Origin of the sequence: Chitinimonas viridis (genome assembly GCF_030409555.1) — a bacterium.
Classification (GTDB): Bacteria; Pseudomonadota; Gammaproteobacteria; order Burkholderiales; family Chitinimonadaceae; genus Chitinimonas; species Chitinimonas viridis.
Genome location: NZ_JAUFPU010000005.1, coordinates 165,414 through 181,333, shown reverse-complemented (window position 1 = coordinate 181,333; position 15,920 = coordinate 165,414). Strand labels below are relative to the sequence as shown.

The following is a 15,920-nucleotide window of genomic DNA, read 5'->3' as shown; positions in this document are numbered from 1 at the left end:
GTTGGGGGACGTTCATCGCGTGAGCGCGACGACACCGCTTGCAAGGTGTCGTGCTTTTTCGATGGCCGTGTTGGCATCTGCCTCATGCACGACCACATAGCCTGCACGACTACTGTTGCTGGCGAGGGGGGGGACGGTATCTCCCTTCGTATAGCTGCAGCGGTACTCGACCGTGCTCGGATCCGACCTGAGCTGATCTATGCCCTGAAGATCGATGACTTCACCCTCGGGGAAAACGAAGAAGTGAATAGCAGCGGCCCCCTTTGGCCGGATGCTGGGTATGTTGGCCTCGACCATGCCGGTAGCCCATTGACCGTTCAGGGAGATGAGATCTATGCCGCGCGCCAGTTCCACCAGCTTGGGGATGTTGCCTCCACCAAGACGGTTGTGTGACTCAATGATCTTCATGCCCTTGGAGCTGATCTTCATTTCAGTGTGGCATGGCCCGTTGGTGACCCCGACCAGCCCCAGGAAATCTTCGATGAAGCGGGCGACCTGGGCGGCTGTCGCTTCGTCCAAGCGGGCGGGTACCACATGGCCGATTTCGATGAAGCGCTCGTTCACCAGTTTCTCGGTAATGGCCACAATGGCGTGGTGACCATTGAAGCTGAACGATTCGACGCTGTACTCCTGCCCGTCGATGTACTGTTCGGCCAGTGGAAGCAGCCCCTCGGCCTGTAGCGCAGCGACTGCGGTAATGGCCTCATGGGTATCGTGGGCTAAATGGATGCCATGGCTGCCGCCACCGTCCACGGGTTTGACGATGAGTGGAAAGCCGGCCTCAGCGATCACTGCGGCCAGGTCACTCTCGTGTCTGATCACCTGCGAAGCCACCGGGCTGAAATCGTGTTCCTTCAACAGGGCACGCATGGCCGCCTTGTCATTCAGGTAGCCGATGGCCTTCAAGTTGGCACCGCGCGAACCGATACGCTCGTTGATACGGGCGGCGACGGCGACGCCAGCCTCTGTGATGGATACCGCAACATCGTAGTGCCAGCTTTCGCGCAGCCTGAGGGCAAAGTCGATGAAGTCGGGCGCACGGTAGTCGCTGATGATGATCTCGTCAGCCGGCTCGCATTTCTTGAAGTCGAACACATGGCGCAGCTCGACCATGACTATCTTGAGGCCCAGGCGCTTGAGCTTGAGCACAGCGTCGGGCGAGCCGGTACCTGCGCCAAGCAGTAGTATGGTTTTCATGGTGTTTCCTCTGTACGCGTGGTGTGGCTCAGGCCTCGGCCAACTCGGTCGGCTGCACTGCTGGTGCGGGATCCCAGTTCACCTTGAGGGTGCGCTCAAGAAAGTCGAAGAACTCCTCACCGGCCTGGGTACTGGCGTGCTGGCCAAAGACGATGGCCAGGAATCCGTCGAAATTGGGGTAGGGTCGGTAATGTTTGCCGATCTGGGCGAACATCAGTACCCGTTCGCAGTCGGGGTGCTGACGCACTTGGTCGAGCCCGTCTATGGAATGCAGCAGCCCGTTGCCACCCAGAGGCAGGATCCAGCTACTGGCGGCCTTGCCGGTGTTGGACGCGATGGGTGGCCAGTAGCTGGACTTGGGTGCGCCGGTAAGATAGGAGAACCAAAGGTTGGAGAAGTCGATGTCGGTGGAGCCTTCGACATTGAAATGGGCACAACCTGAACCGCCTATGCGTGCACCTATCTCCAGGATGACAGGCTGGCCCAGGTGATTGAGGCGAAGCTCGCAATGACCGGGGCCGTTTTGCAAGCCCAGGGCGCGCATGCCGCCTATGGCAGCTGATTGGATTTCGCGGATTTTCTCCTGTGGCAGGGCAGGAGGACTCAGATAGACCGTCTCCTCGAAATATGGCCCGGCAGGATGGCCCTTGTAGCCACAGTTGAGTGCAACCACGTTGCCGTCCAGGGCAAACAGTTCAACCACGTACTCGCCGCCTTCGATGAACTCTTCCACTACCACATTGGAGAAGTTCTGGCCGTCGTGCCAGGATACCTTGTGGTAGATATCGGCATTGAGCCGCTCGACAACCTGGATCGCTTTTTCCAGCTCATCTTGATTGGCAACCAGCTGTACTCCATCGCTGTTATAGCCAGAAGCGGGCTTGACGATGAAGGGGAAGGCCATCTCGCGGCATAGTTCGATTTCCGCCATGCCGGAGATGACGGCGAATTTCGGCGTGACCAAGCCTGCCTGCTTGAAGCGTTGGCGCATTGTGCCCTTGTCCCGAGCCGCTTTGGCCGCTTCCGGGTCGATGCCCGGCAGGCCTAGCCTACCTGCGGCCTCGGCCGTCCAGACCATGCAGGATTCCTTGATGGTCATGATGCCGTCGAATTGCCACCGCGCATGTAGCTCGGCTATCCCGTGATGGGCAGCTTCGGGGTCTGTATAGAGCGGCAGGGTTTCATAAGCCGTCACGCAAGGATATTCGTTCTGTACCACTTCGCCCGGGGGCAGGATCACCACGAACTCGACATCGTTGCGCTCGGCTGATTCGAAGATATACGGGACATAAAACGAAGGGTGTATGTATGCGATTCTCTTAGCCATCGGATCTATTCGGTGAGGAGTTCAAGGCCTGCCTCTAGCAGTAAGCCTGGTACAGACACAGGGCTGGTGGTCAGCCCTGTGGGACTTAGTTCGGTGTTGGTTCGGTATGCAGGAAGCCCTTGGCACGCATGCGCTCGATGGTGCGCTCGCTCTTGGCGAGGCCGCCCAGGCCCATGGTTTCGAGGATGGGGTCGCTCTTACCGAACAGAATCTTGGAGTAGGTGACGATCTCGATGCGATTACCCCATGGGTCCAGAAAGCTCATGGTTGAGCCTGGCAATATCTCCACACCCATGCGTTCCAGGTTTTCGCGTACCAATTCCTTATCGTCCACTACCAGGCCAAAATGCCGGTCGCGGTCGGCGGCGCGGGTGTCGCCACGCGTCAAGGCAATGAACTGGTCACCCATTTCCAGTGAGGCCAGTTCTTCACGGGGGATGGGGGTGGAAGCCTGGTCTTCGTAAACCACGTTCAGGTTCAGAAAGCCGCTGTAGAAGGCGATGGCTTCGGCGATATTGCCCACTTCCAGGGAGAGGTGATTGATGCCGACAGGGTTGGAGCGCTTGATTTCGGACATATTTTTTCCAGTCGTAAGGTGGTGTTCGAGCCGGCTGGGCCGGCCCTTGATTGGGAATAGCTGGGGCGCAAGCGGGGTACCTAGGCTGCCTCGCGCTCCAGTATCAATGCCTCCATGGCTTCTACCAGCTGGCGGCATTGGGCAGGCGTGCCCACGGTAATACGGGCCCAGCCCAGCAGATGAGGCAAGGAATAAGGCTTGCCGATAAGGATGCGTTTTTCCTTGAGGCGCGCGCTGTAGTCGGCGGTGTGCTGACCTGGGTCTACCTCCATGATCACGAAGTTGGCAGGCGTATCCTTGAAGTTGATGCCCAGGCGGGCACATTCCTTCTCCAGATAGCGCTTGCCCTCGCGTAGGGTTGCCTGGTACTCGGCCAATACCTCGGGGTGGTTCAGGTGCCATTCGGTGACGTTGGCGGTGATGCCACTGATCTCGTACAGAGAGCGAACCTTGTACAACTCGCGGGCGATGGCCGGGCTGGAGATCAGGACGCCGAGGCGGGCACCGGCCAGGCCATAGGCCTTGGACATGGTGCGTACCAGAATGACGTTGCCGTACTTCTCCAACAGGGGCAGGTGAGGGCTGTGTTGGCGCTCGCAGTACATATAGGCTTCATCAATGACCAGCAGGACGTTCTTGCGCGCCAGTTCGGCGGCCATATGCTCAAGCTCCTCGGCGGTCAGACCTGTGCCGAGATTGCCGCTGGGCTCTTCCACCACCACCATCTTGGTGCGTTCATTCACCCGGCTTAGCATGGCCTCGCAATCTGGGCGCCAATCCAGGCAGACCGGTACGGCCTCAAGCTCTGCCTCGAAAAACTGGGCATAGCGCTCGTACATAAGGAAATAGGGATCGTGCAGGACGATATGGTCTCCCCGCTCGATGCAGGCGTCGAAGATGGATTTGATACCCATGTCGGAACCATTGGTGAGCACAATCTGGTCTTCGCTGACGCCGACATGGGTAGCCATACGGCTATAGATGGGACCCAGATCCGGATAGGCGGTGAAGGTGCCGGGCTGGACTGTCGACATCATGTCGTTGAACAACTCCGGGCTAAGCTCGCTCAGGTTCTCGTTCAGATCGAGACGCAGGTAGTCTTTGCGGGTGGCGAGCTTCTCGCGGAAGTTGCGGCGCTCGGTCAAATGAACGCCGGGTTTTAGAATCTTGGTGAGATCAACCATGGTGGATTCGCTATCTGGGTAGGGGATTAGGCAGAGACCAGGGCGTAGGCTCGGCAAGGACTGCCCGAACCGCCGACTATGGGTAGTGGGGACACCACGACAACGGCGCCGGTGGGTGGCAGGTGCTTGAGGTTCTTGAGCTGGGTCAAGCCATATTTCCTGGCGCCATGCATGAACCAGTGAACGGGGTAGGCAGGATTCATGTGTTTGGCCTGGCCGGCATCGGTGCCCACTGTCTCTACGCCTATGCCCATGATGGGTGTGTCTTGCGCTAGCCAGCGCGCGCACTCGACGCTGATTCCCGGCGTATGGCCTGCATTGAGGAAGGCTTCCACGTCGTGATCCCGTGCATCCCAACCGGTACGGTAGAGCAGCCAGCCACCCTCGGGCAGGGGACCGTGCCTATCACACCATGCTTCAACATGATGGCGTTCAAGCAGGAAGTCGGGTGTATCGATCTGCCCAGACATATCGATCACGATGGCAGGAGCGACCAGATCCTGTACGGGTACTTGTGATACATCGGCGTACTCACGTCCGGTAATCCAATGCACCGGAGCGTCAAAGTGCGTTCCGGTATGCTCGGACATGGAGATGTTGTTCCAATACACCTCTTGTCCTTTCTCGTCGTAGCGGCTGATCACGTCAAGGCGGAAGGCCCAGGGTTGACCGCGTTCGGCGGGCAGGCGAATGACGGGTGTGTCGGCAGACAGTGGTGCTGTCAGGTCGACTACCCGGATTTGCTTCTGGGTCAGTTGGCTGGCCAACTGGGTCAGTATCGGTTCGTTTTTCATGGCACTTTCGCTTGGTTGGCGACGGTCAGTACACAGCCAAGCTGTACTTTTCGGTCGGGTTCAGCCTGACCTCGGCCTCGTACAGCTCCTGAAGCATCCTGGTGGTTGGGCCGGGTTGGCCCTTGCCTATGGCCTTGCCGTCCACAGAGACAATGGGCTGGATCTCAGCCAAGGTGCCGCAAGTCAGTACCTCGTCGGCCAGATACAGCTCGGTGCGGTCGATCTCGCGTCGTTCAAAACGCAGGGGCAGGTGCTCGGCGGTCAGCCGTGCTACGGCATTGATGGTGATACCCTCCAGCACACCGCTGGTACCCGGCGGCGTGGAGAGCACGCCGTCACGGTAGATGGCGAGGCAGGATCCGGGACACTCGGCTACGGTTGCCCTGTGGTTGAGCAGGATCGCCGTGTCATGGCCATTGCGGACCGCCTCATGCTGAGCCAGCCGGCTATTGTGATAATTAGCCCCAGTCTTGATGCGGGGTGGCATGGTGTCGTCGCTGATGCGGCGCCAACTGGAGATACCTGCCTTTGCCCCCTGGTGATAGCGCGGCGAGCGGGGCATGGGCAGGACGGTGATGTGCATGCCCGTATCTTCGGTGTGGCACAGTGGATCAAAGTTACGACCCATGGCGAAGTAGGGAACGATGACGATATGCACGTCTTCTTCGTAACGATTGGCCCGGAGCAGCTCCAGGATGGCTGCAGTGATTTCGGTATCGCTATAGGTTTGCGGCATGTCCAGGCAATGCATGGAGGCACGCAGGCGTGCGATATGGTCTTCCAGCCGGTAGATATAGAGCTGCCGGTCACTGTTGTTCCAGTAGGCGCGCACGCCCTCAAAGGCGTTCGCTCCCCAGAACGCGCCTTGAGTGCGCGCATGGATCAAGCATTGATCCCAAGGAACGATGGTGCCGTTCAGCCAGGCATAAGCGGGGGTGTTTCCGCTCATGGATTCCTCCAGTCATTTATTGGTTTGTGTTGTGCGGCAACAGTCGTCAGTGCGTCGTCGGCAAGCAAGCTGATGAGTGCAGCACAGCTTCTCTGAGTCGCAAGGCGTCGTTCAGCGCGCCCCGTGTAGCGATGTGGCCATCTGGCCGTATCAGGTACCAGGCCGGTTCACCGGTGTAAAACTTGCGGTAGAACAGGATGTCGTCGTAAGCCGCTACGGTGGTGCCATCGTCTGCCGAAGGCGGGGGCGTGCCCTTGGTATGGGTCAGCACGTACTTTAGCGGTACCGGGACTGGCAATTGCCGAGTCATGGCCGAGAACGCATCCGACTCCGCCTGCGTGCCGAAGAACAGGCAAACGAACCCATCGCCAAACAGTTTGCGTAGGCGTGACCTGGTGCCATCCAGGTAGATGCTGCCGTCGGGGGCGAACTGCCCAACCAGAGGGTGGTTGGCGGCATGTGAGTAGAGTGTGCCGTTTTCATACACAAATGGTTCGGCCATCTTCCCGTGATCTACCAGTCTGCGTATGCCCTTGAAGGGGACCGCCAACTGGAAGATGGCGCTGCGGCGCAGGCGCTCCCAGCGCGTGGGAGGTGCCATGAATCTCATGGTGGCCTCGGTGACCCGCAGGTTTTCCACCGCGGCCGGATAGCGTTCATCGTGATAGCTGTCGAGCAGGCGCTCGTCGGCCTTGCCATCGAGCACGTAAGCCAGCTTCCAGGACAGGTTGTCAGCATCTTGGATGCCGCTGTTCATGCCGCGTGAGCCATACGGAGGCAGAGAATGGGCGGCATCGCCGGCAAAAAAGATGCGGCCAAGCTTGAATCGCTCCACTACCCGCTGGTTGAAGCGGTAGGTGCTCAGCCACTCGATCTTGTAGGGAATGTCGCCGATGACCTTGCGGATGCGGGCGTCGAGGCGCCCATCGGCCTGCTCCTTGTCGATGTCGGCGCCGGGTGCGAGCTGCCAGTCGATACGCCAGATATTGTCCGGTTGGGGATGCATTACCAGCTGGCGGCCAGGATTGAAGCGTGAGTCGAAGAAGAAATGCCGCTCCTTGGTGCGTGGGATGTTGGCGCGGATATCGGTGATAAGGAAGCGATCCTGGTGGGTGTAGCCCGTGAACTCGACTCCGGTGAGGTCGCGCAGCTTGCTGCGTACGCCATCGCAGGCGACCAGATAGTCAAAGGTGAGCGTCTGGTCTCCCTCGGGCGTGGTGACAGAGATGCCAACGTAGCCATCATGCTGCGCTACTGCGGTTACCTCGTGCGACCAGCGCACCTCTGTTAGCGGACTCTGCTCGACATAGGCCAGCAGCTCCTGTTCGATGCGGTATTGAGAGATATTGACGAACTGACCAAACCCCACGCGCTCAGGGTAGGTTTGGGTAATCATTTCTACATCTTTGATATAGGTATGGGCCACTCTCCAATGGATGCCCTCTTCTGCGATGCGGTCTGCGCATCCGATCTTGTCGAGTACTTCCAGCACGTCACCCTGGATCAGGCAAGCCTTGGACCCCTTGGGCATCAAATGGGGCGATTTGTCGAGCACAATGCTGGGGATGCCCTGCGTGGCAAGGCGAGCCGCCAGGGTCAGGCCCACAGGGCCTGCGCCAACGATGCCCACGCGCGATGTATGGCTAGTCAAGGTCACCACCTTTATCCTTCTATGCTTGCCGCCGCATTGAGTGCGGTGAATACGGGTAGATTGCGGACCTCGTCGAGGTAGGGGGTGCCGGCGGTGTAGCCGGTACCGGTACCCTTGCCCAGCATGGTCAGGGCGATACCGTAGTGCGAACGACGCCATTGCAGCAGGGTTGATTCGAACCGCTGCATGGCATCGGCCAAGCGAGTTGCATCTTCGGGGCTCCGGCCTGATGCCTGGATTGCCAGGTAGAGGTCGTTGAGCGTGCCGCCGCCTGCCTGTACCTGTTGCTGTACATCGGGCACCGAGTCGTAGGCGATGGAGTGCAGGCGCTCAGGGCTGGGTTTGCTGCATAGCGACTCCACGCGCTTGTAGCTGCGCGACTGGATGGCGCTGGCGCCCTCGGTGTAGGTGCGGAAATCGGCAAACGATTCGACCTTCAGCGTGGATAGCACGTGAAAGAAGGGGGCGGCCTCTTGCAGGTGGCGCGCGCAATCGTCCAGGTACTGGATGGCGCTGTCGAGATTGTTTACCCCTACCTCGATGGCGAGACGCAATTTGGCCGACACCCAGACAAAGACGGTCTCGAAGGTCTGCAGAGTGCGGATAAACATGTACTCGTCGTGAACAAGTGATACGGGTACATTGGTGAGCTGCAGGTACAGGCGCTCTTCTGGGCTCATCATCTGTTGGGTGAGGTTGCACAGCGTCGCCATCCGGGATGCGGGCGGAATGCTTTCAACCAAATCGGCCAAGCCCAGGCGCTGGAGGTAGGGTTGCAAGGCCTTGAGTGTCCGCGCGCAGCGGGTCTGCATGGTCTGCTCGTTGGTCGGTAGCTTGGGCAGCCAACGCGCCTTGCCCTCAAAGGCGTCGATCTCGAAGCGTGCGAGATCAATCACTAGTAGGAATACCAGGCGATCCAACCTTGCCTGAGGATCGATCTGCTCGTCCAGCAAGATGGTTTCGCGCGGCAGGGGCAGCAGGTCTAGCGCGATGTAGGAGCGATAGTCGTAGGTGCCGTCGTACTTATCCAGCGCCATATTGAGGAAGGCGCGAATAGGTGCGGCCGCCGGCGGGTCGAGTTGGTCAAGTACGGTGCGGGCAGTGTTGAGAGCGGCCAGCAAATCCGGTGACACAAAGTGCTTCCCGACGCAATGGTAGGCGTCGACGATGGCGAGATAGGGAAATTCGCATCGGGTAGGCGCTTGAGCCCAATCAACCAGGCGGTCCATGGTTGCCTTGGACGAGACTTCGGCTGCCGTCGCAGCCGTACTGAGGGCCGCAATGGCATCCTCAGGGCGAGCGGAATCGTACTGCATCCTCGTTCCTCTTGAATATATTATTCGTTCTTTTGTGCTATCTAATCAGAGACGTATCCATGAACAGAAAGCATTCTGTCCAAGGCTGGTTTCAGACCGTGCACTTCATTTTTGCTACCACTTGCTGTGGCTTTTGCTGCCTGCTACCTGATGACCTTAGGAAATCCGGTGCCCGCAATGCGGGGCGAATATATGGGATATCCCTAGCGCAGTGGAGGAATTTTCGTACTGTTATTTATGATTGTTGCTAAATAGACGCAAAAAATACCCGATTAGGGTACCGTTGGGCGGCTGTGTTTGACGTATTTCTATGTTTTTAGATGATTTTTGAGTTTATGGCGCTGAGGTGGTGGTGGTCGTATAGCGTGGCTACGTTTGCTACGGCTGCTCAGCGTTGAGCTTGTACTCTAATTTATTTGTAATATGTTTGTACGGTACTAAGTGAGTGTGGATTTGTAGCCGGTCGATGGTGTCTGAGTAGATGGATACAATGATTTCAAGACAGACCATGCGGTTGGGTGGGGTGATGACGCGTCAGTATCTGCGGGTGCCGGATTTTGCCGAGCTGCCTGCGCCGGTTTATTTCCGCCATGATGAGTTCGGTGCTGAAACTCATTCGGCGCCGCATAGCCATGATTGGGGGCAGCTCAACTATGTAGCCCACGGGGTGATGCAGCTGGAAATCGCCGGCCGCCGCTTTCTATCGCCGCCGCAATACGCGGTCTGGATACCGCCAAATGCCCTGCATAGTTGCTACAACCGCTACGCCGTGGTCTACCGCTCGGTCTACCTGGCGCTGCCTCATTGCGTAGGCCTGCCCGAGCAGGCCTGTACCCTGGTGATCAGCCCCATACTGAAGGCGATACTGGCAGACTTTGCCGAGCGCGATGTGAAAGTGCCGGTAGACGATGCCGACCTGCGGCTGGCCCAGGTGCTGGTGGACCAGCTGGCGCTGGCGCGGAGCGAGGTGCGCTACCTGCCATTTGCTGAAACGCCGGCACTGGCCGCCGTGCTGGATGGCCTGCAGGCCGAGCCCGGCGATAACCGCTCATTGGCTGAATGGGCGCGCCAGGTGCATGCCACCGAGCGCACCCTGGCCCGGCATTGCCAGCGTGAGCTGGGCATGAGCCTGGGCGAATGGCGCCAGCGATTGCGCTTTCTGCGGGCCATCGAGGCGCTGGAGGCGGGCCGCACCATACAGCAGATCGCATTCGATCTCGGCTACAGCACGGCTTCGGCCTTTATCGCCATGTTCCAGCGCTTGGCGGGGACGACGCCGGAGCAGTATCGGCGGGGTTTTCAGCGGGGGTGATGGGTTGCTGTGATGGTGCTTGGCTGGGGGTTATGCGCATCCGATAAAGCCTTATGCGGGTGATCGGTGGCATATGCGGCTGAGCCTATGATGGCTAGGCTCAGCGACGGATGATGGGTTAGAAGCGCTGCGCCGGGTTTTGTTGGCGGCTCTTAGTCCGCGATTCCGTGGAGCGGCTGTTGCTTCCATCTTGCGTATGACAGCGCGGCAACCAGCTTGTGCAGCATGCTTCTCTCATCCGGATGCAGTTGCCCCGAGGTTAGCAATGGCAGCAGATGCGTCAGCGCTTGATCGACTTCTTCTGGCGAGAAGGATTGGTCTTCAAAAAGGTTGGAAATACGGTGCAGAAAGAAGGAGTCCACTCGCGCTATGAGTCGCGATATCGCGGGAAGCTCGTTGAACTCGATGCTGCCCACGATGGCTGATGCCCCCTTGTGCTCGATGCTCGTGCCTACGACAAGGTCGAATGCCATTGTTGGGTCCTGATGTTTGATAGAAGTGCTCACAGCAGTACTTAGGGCAATGGGTTGGGCGCTGCTGCAGGCCTAACCTGCATGGGCTGTATAGAACGTGACGGCCATGCTGCCTAGGTCGCCGTACTGGACGGTAATGGGCGTATCTAGGGGGACGGTCCAGGCGCCGGCATAGGCGCCGGTGATGATGGCCTCGCCAGCCACCAAGCCCCGGCCTTGGCTGCGTAGCCACTCTATCAGCCAATACAGCGGCGCCAAGGGGGTGCCAGCGGGGTGCTGGCCGGCATGGGCTTGTGGTGTGGCGTCGCCTATCTGTAGTTGCAGGGCCAGGGTGCTGGCCTGATAGGCGCTTGCCAGGGGCAGGGCGGGGCCGAGCAGCAGGCCTTGATTGAACAGGCCGTCGGCCAGTTGGTCCAGGTAGCTGGCGCCGCTGTCGGCGGTGTAGCGGGTGCCTATCAGTTCCAGTGCCAGATGGGCGCTGCCGATGGTCGTGTCGATTTCGGCCGGGCTGTAGGGCTGGCTGCGGGCGGGTAGATCGGTGGCCAGTATGAAGGCCAGTTCGGCTTCTATCTTGAGTTGGCCTTGCGGTGCCCAGACGGGGCAGGGGGATGCCTGGTGTCGGCTGCTGCCCAGAATAGGCGCGACTACCAGTTTGTGCTCGCTGGGCATGCCGCATTTCCAGCCGCCTATGGTGTCGCCCAGCTCGGCAACCACGCCGGCCTGGATGGCGAGGGCGGTGTCGATGTCGCTTGGGCGGCAGGCTGCTGGCAGCACGCTGCCTTGGTGGCCGTGTCGACGGCGTTGAGCCAGCAGTTGTATGGCGGTACTTAGTGAGGGTTGCGGCATGCAGGGCTCCGTTGCGGCTATCGTGTGCGTGGGAGGATAGCCTGCCGTTCGTGCGCCAGGGTAAGCATGCCGGATAGCGGCAGCAGAAAAAGCAAAAGGACATCCTAAGATGTCCTTTTGCTTGCCGTAGTGGCGTCCCCACGGGGATTCGAACCCCGGTAGTCACCGTGAAAGGGTGGTGTCCTAGGCCTCTAGACGATGGGGACTATGGCCGTTTGATCTACCGGCGAACCGGCACATCGTATTCCTTGGTGGAGGTAAACGGGATCGAACCGATGACCTCTTGCATGCCATGCAAGCGCTCTCCCAGCTGAGCTATACCCCCAAGTTACTGCTTTATACTGCATGCAACGCTGGCGTTGCGATCAGAGAGAACCTGGTGGATCAATCTGATCGTGCCAACCTGGCTAACTAACGCCAAGCTGGTTTAGCTGGCGTCCCCACGGGGATTCGAACCCCGGTAGTCACCGTGAAAGGGTGGTGTCCTAGGCCTCTAGACGATGGGGACTTTGGCCGTTTGATCTGCTGGCGAACCAACACATCGTATTCTTTGGTGGAGGTAAACGGGATCGAACCGATGACCTCTTGCATGCCATGCAAGCGCTCTCCCAGCTGAGCTATACCCCCACTTCGGGCTTCGCTACGGTGTTGCCTGCAGCGAAGAGACGCGCATATTAAGGAGGTTCTTCCGACTTGTAAACCCCCTTTGTGCAATTACCAGAATTTCCACCAGGGTGTTTCGCCAAAAATCTGGCTTTCGGCCACTTTGCTGTTGGGGTAGTTCTTGGCCAGCACACGGCGGGCATCGTCGCGCAGCTCGGACTGGCCCAGCTTGTCGTAGGCGGCTGCCAGCATGACCAAGGCTGTTTCGACCCGGTCGGTATTGGCATAGTTCTCGATGACGGATTTGGCGCGATTGGCGGCTGCCAGGTAGCCACCACGATTGTAGTAATAGGTGGCGACTGAGAGGTCGTGGTCGGCGAGGGCGGTGACCAGGAAGGCCATGCGGTCCTGTGCGTCGGCCACATAGCGGCTTTCGGGGAAGCGGGTAACCAGGTCGCGGAAGGCCTCGAAGGATTCCTTGGCGGCCTTGGGGTCGCGCTCGGCCATGTTCTGTTGCGAGATGGAGGCAAATAGGCTGCGGTCTTCGATGAAGTTGACCAGGCCCTTCAGGTAGAGGGCGTAGTCCACGCTGGGATTGGCCGGGTATTGCTTGAGGAAGCGATCTATCGCGGCCAGGGCCAGTTCGGGTTCCTGATCCTTGAAGTTGGCGTAGGCGATCTCCAGGCTGGCCTGCTGGGCATAGCGACCATAGGGGTAGCGAGCCTGCAGGCTCTCGAACAATTGAACCGCACGCGTGTAGTTGCCAGCCGTCAGTTCGGTCTTGGCCTCGCTGTACATGGCCTCTGCGGTGGGGCCGCTGTTTTCGGCGTCCGGCTTCTTGCCGAGCGAGCCACAGGCGGTCAGCAGAAAGGCTGCTGCGAGTAAAGGTAGAATGCGCTTCATGGAACACTCCGATATCGAAGCCGACGATTATAACGATTCGGCAGAAAGCATACGTCTTACTGTGCCGAAAGATGCGGCCGGTGGTCGCCTGGATGCCGTGCTGGCCAAACTGCTGCCTGATTACTCACGCAGCCGGCTGGCCCGCTGGATAGACGACGGCAGCATACTGCTGGATGGCAAGGGCGCTACCCCCAAGACCAAGCTGTGGGGCGGCGAAGCCGTGGTGCTGACGCTGGATACGGATCCTCAGGAGTCCGCATTCCAGCCCGAGCCACTGGACTTCCCCGTGGTCTACGAGGATGCCGCGCTCGTGGTCATCGACAAGCCAGCAGGCCTGGTGGTTCACCCGGCTGCCGGAAATTGGTCTGGCACATTGCTCAATGGCCTGTTGCACCGCTATCCCGAGCTGGCCGGTGTGCCGCGAGCCGGCATTGTGCACCGTCTGGACAAAGATACCAGCGGCTTGATGGTGGTGGCCCGCACGCTGAAGGCGCAGACCGAGCTGGTGCGTCAGTTGCAGGCACGTACCGTCAAGCGGCACTACCTGGCCATCGCCCAAGGTGTACTGCCCCGTGATGGTACGGTGGATGCCCCCATAGGCCGTGATCCGCGCAACCGCCTGAAGATGGCAGTAGTGGGCAATGGCAAGCCGGCGGTGACGCATTACAGCGTGCTGGAGCGCTATGCCCGCCATACCCTGGTGGAGTGCCGGCTGGAGACTGGCCGCACCCATCAGATACGGGTACATATGGCGCATCTGCATCACCCGCTGGCGGCCGATCCGGTCTACGGCGGCAAGCCGGGCAGCCAGCCACCGGCCGTGGCTGCCGCACTGGCTGCGCTGAACAGGCAGGCACTGCATGCGGCGCGATTGTCGCTGGTCCACCCGGAGACAGGCAGCAGCCCGGTGTGGGAGAGCCCGCTGCCCGATGATATGCAGCAACTGATACGACAACTACGTGAGCACAGCGCATGAGTGACTGGATACGCCACGCAATGACGCCGGACTGGCCGGTGCCGCAGGGGGTACACGCCCTGGTCACCACGCGCCGGGGTGGCGTGAGCCTGCCGCCATACGATAGCTTCAATCTGGGCGACCATGTTGCCGACGCTCCTGCGGCCGTGGCAGCCAACCGCGCCCTGCTGCGCACAGCCTTGCCGGCTGAGCCCACCTGGCTGAACCAGGTGCACGGCACGGTAGTGGTGGAGGCGGGCCATGCCGCCACGCCTGTGCCGCAGGCCGATGCCTCGGTGGCGTTTGGTGCTGGCGCCGTGTGCCTGGTTATGACGGCCGATTGCCTGCCGGTGCTATTTGCCCGTGAGGATGGTATGGCGGTTGGGGCGGCCCATGCCGGTTGGCGCGGCCTCCACGATGGCGTGCTGGAAGCGACCATTGCCCGCCTGGGCGAACCGGCTCGTTTGCTGGCCTGGCTGGGGCCGGCGATCGGGCCGGATGCCTTCGAGGTCGGGGATGAGGTGAGGCAGGCCTTTGTGGGGCACGACCCGGCGGCGGCGATGGCCTTCCGCCCTGGCGTGGCGCCCGGCAAGTGGTGGGCCGATATCTATAGCCTGGCCCGGCAGCGCCTGGCTGCGGCTGGGGTCAGCCGAGTCTACGGTGGCGGTCTGTGTACGGTGGCCGATGCGCAGCAGTTTTTTTCCTATCGCCGCGACAGGGTGACGGGCCGCATGGCATCAATGATCTGGATGGCACCGTGAGTGGGGTGGCGCCGGTGGACGGCGAGTTGTGCCTGGTGTGGCCAGCGCGAGCGTATCTGCCGGGCTATATGGCTGCGCTGGCGCAAGGCTGGTCGCCCAACAACGTGCCGGGCTCGAGTACCGGCGATACCCTGGGGCAGATAGAACATGACCCCGACGCCTACCTGGCTCGCATGGTGGACAGAGCGGCCTTGGGGCCGGCCATCACCCTGCCGGATGGCTCGGTGGTGGCGCGCTTGCCTGGATACCGGATGTGGCTGTGGGATGGCGAATTCTGCGGGGTGATGGATTTTCGCTGGCAACCGGGCACGGCCAGCTTGCCGGCCCATGTGCTGGGCCATGTGGGGTATGCGGTGATACCGGCCAAACGCGGCAAGGGTTACGCCACACGGGGCCTGCGGCTGTTCTTGCGGGAGCTGGCCTGCGAGGGCTTGCCCTATGTGGAGCTGACCACCGACCCGGACAATATCGCATCGCAGAAGGTCATCACCCGCAACGGTGGTGTGCTGCTGGAGCGATTCCGCAAGCCGGCACAGTATGGCGAGGCGGAGGGCCTGCGTTATCGCATTGCCTTGCCATCTGGTCTGGGTGTGGCAGGGCAATAAGAGCAGCTAAAAAACCTTCTGGCGTTGTTGTGTGAGCTTGCCGTACCCAAGTACTGTCAGCTGCGCGCGCCTGCTGCGCGCGCCATCTCTCGCACGCCTAGCCAGAACCGCTACGCTGGGTTTTGTTAGCCGCTCTTAGCCGCGGCCGCTCAGTCGAACAGCTCTTCCAAGAAGCTCTTCTTGCGATACGGCTTCTGGCCGTAGTGCTTGTCGCTATGGTACTTCTGCTCGTGGTAGTGCGGTTGCTGTTGCGGCGGATAGGGCTGCTGTTGCTGTGGATAGGGTTGCTGTGCCGGTCTGGCCTGGGCAGGCGGCGCATCTGCTGCGCGGCTGCGCTCCAGTATCTTGTCCAGTTCGCCGCGATCCAGCCATACGCCTCGGCATTGCGGGCAGTAGTCGATCTCGACGCCAGCACGTTCGCTCATTACCAGCGCAGTTTCTCTGCAAACAGGGCATTGCATGTCCGG

The 15,920-nt window shown here is 60.2% G+C and carries 16 protein-coding genes and 4 tRNA genes; 4 read left to right on the top strand and 16 right to left on the bottom strand.

Annotation, left to right across the window (positions count from 1 at the left end; all coding sequences use genetic code 11):
- Positions 1–12: 12 nt before the first annotated feature.
- The 8 genes from QWZ03_RS07815 to QWZ03_RS07780 form a co-directional block, all read right to left on the bottom strand.
- On the bottom strand, positions 13–1,197 hold the full coding sequence (locus QWZ03_RS07815) for an ATP-grasp domain-containing protein (protein WP_290332194.1): 1,185 nt from the start codon (positions 1,195–1,197) through the stop codon (positions 13–15).
- 28 nt (positions 1,198–1,225) lie between these two features.
- Positions 1,226–2,524, bottom strand: a complete 1,299-nt coding sequence (locus QWZ03_RS07810; protein ID WP_290332193.1) for an ATP-grasp domain-containing protein — start codon at positions 2,522–2,524, stop codon at positions 1,226–1,228.
- A gap of 85 nt (positions 2,525–2,609) precedes the next feature.
- The gene (locus tag QWZ03_RS07805; RefSeq protein ID WP_290332192.1) at positions 2,610–3,101 is read right to left on the bottom strand and encodes a VOC family protein; all 492 of its coding nucleotides are present in this window, start codon (positions 3,099–3,101) and stop codon (positions 2,610–2,612) included.
- 80 nt (positions 3,102–3,181) lie between these two features.
- Positions 3,182–4,285 (bottom strand): pyridoxal phosphate-dependent aminotransferase, encoded by a 1,104-nt coding sequence (locus QWZ03_RS07800; RefSeq protein WP_290332191.1) that lies wholly within the window; start codon positions 4,283–4,285, stop codon positions 3,182–3,184.
- Positions 4,286–4,311: 26 nt separating this feature from the next.
- Positions 4,312–5,079: a cyclase family protein gene (locus QWZ03_RS07795; RefSeq protein ID WP_290332190.1), complete on the bottom strand. Its 768-nt coding sequence runs from the start codon at positions 5,077–5,079 to the stop codon at positions 4,312–4,314.
- Positions 5,080–5,104: 25 nt separating this feature from the next.
- Entirely contained in the window at positions 5,105–6,028 is a 924-nt protein-coding gene (locus QWZ03_RS07790) for an aminotransferase class IV (RefSeq protein ID WP_290332189.1), read from the bottom strand.
- 46 nt (positions 6,029–6,074) lie between these two features.
- Positions 6,075–7,685 (bottom strand): FAD-dependent monooxygenase, encoded by a 1,611-nt coding sequence (locus QWZ03_RS07785; protein WP_290332188.1) that lies wholly within the window; start codon positions 7,683–7,685, stop codon positions 6,075–6,077.
- A 5-nt stretch (positions 7,686–7,690) separates the two neighbouring features.
- On the bottom strand, positions 7,691–8,995 hold the full coding sequence (locus QWZ03_RS07780) for a tryptophan 2,3-dioxygenase (protein WP_290332187.1): 1,305 nt from the start codon (positions 8,993–8,995) through the stop codon (positions 7,691–7,693).
- 481 nt (positions 8,996–9,476) lie between these two features.
- On the opposite strand from QWZ03_RS07780, the gene QWZ03_RS07775 reads away from it, so the two are divergent.
- Entirely contained in the window at positions 9,477–10,307 is an 831-nt protein-coding gene (locus tag QWZ03_RS07775) for an AraC family transcriptional regulator (RefSeq protein WP_290332186.1), read from the top strand.
- A 152-nt stretch (positions 10,308–10,459) separates the two neighbouring features.
- Here QWZ03_RS07775 and QWZ03_RS07770 read toward each other — a convergent pair whose 3' ends face one another.
- The 7 genes from QWZ03_RS07770 to QWZ03_RS07740 form a co-directional block, all read right to left on the bottom strand.
- Complete coding sequence (locus QWZ03_RS07770; RefSeq protein ID WP_290332185.1) at positions 10,460–10,780, bottom strand: hypothetical protein; 321 nt, start codon at positions 10,778–10,780, stop codon at positions 10,460–10,462.
- A 72-nt stretch (positions 10,781–10,852) separates the two neighbouring features.
- Positions 10,853–11,626, bottom strand: coding sequence for a fumarylacetoacetate hydrolase family protein (locus tag QWZ03_RS07765; RefSeq protein WP_290332184.1), 774 nt, complete (start codon positions 11,624–11,626; stop codon positions 10,853–10,855).
- A 130-nt stretch (positions 11,627–11,756) separates the two neighbouring features.
- Positions 11,757–11,832: transfer RNA gene (locus tag QWZ03_RS07760), tRNA-Glu, on the bottom strand.
- A 43-nt stretch (positions 11,833–11,875) separates the two neighbouring features.
- Positions 11,876–11,951, bottom strand: a tRNA-Ala gene (locus QWZ03_RS07755).
- 107 nt (positions 11,952–12,058) lie between these two features.
- Positions 12,059–12,134, bottom strand: a tRNA-Glu gene (locus QWZ03_RS07750).
- 43 nt (positions 12,135–12,177) lie between these two features.
- Positions 12,178–12,253, bottom strand: a tRNA-Ala gene (locus QWZ03_RS07745).
- An 87-nt stretch (positions 12,254–12,340) separates the two neighbouring features.
- Entirely contained in the window at positions 12,341–13,132 is a 792-nt protein-coding gene (locus QWZ03_RS07740) for an outer membrane protein assembly factor BamD (protein WP_290332183.1), read from the bottom strand.
- Here QWZ03_RS07740 and rluD point away from each other — a divergent pair.
- The 3 genes from rluD to QWZ03_RS07725 are packed head-to-tail and all read left to right on the top strand — an operon-like array spanning position 13,131 to position 15,453.
- Positions 13,131–14,108 (top strand): 23S rRNA pseudouridine(1911/1915/1917) synthase RluD, encoded by a 978-nt coding sequence (gene rluD, locus QWZ03_RS07735; RefSeq protein WP_290332182.1) that lies wholly within the window; start codon positions 13,131–13,133, stop codon positions 14,106–14,108. The genes QWZ03_RS07740 and rluD overlap by 2 nt on opposite strands.
- Positions 14,105–14,848, top strand: coding sequence for a peptidoglycan editing factor PgeF (gene pgeF, locus QWZ03_RS07730; protein WP_290332181.1), 744 nt, complete (start codon positions 14,105–14,107; stop codon positions 14,846–14,848). Before rluD ends, pgeF begins: the two co-directional genes overlap by 4 nt.
- Positions 14,845–15,453 (top strand): GNAT family N-acetyltransferase, encoded by a 609-nt coding sequence (locus QWZ03_RS07725; RefSeq protein ID WP_290332180.1) that lies wholly within the window; start codon positions 14,845–14,847, stop codon positions 15,451–15,453. Before pgeF ends, QWZ03_RS07725 begins: the two co-directional genes overlap by 4 nt.
- 149 nt (positions 15,454–15,602) lie before the next feature.
- Here the strand turns inward: QWZ03_RS07725 and QWZ03_RS07720 are convergent, their stop codons facing one another.
- Complete coding sequence (locus tag QWZ03_RS07720; RefSeq protein WP_290332179.1) at positions 15,603–15,914, bottom strand: TFIIB-type zinc ribbon-containing protein; 312 nt, start codon at positions 15,912–15,914, stop codon at positions 15,603–15,605.
- Positions 15,915–15,920 lie beyond the last annotated feature (6 nt).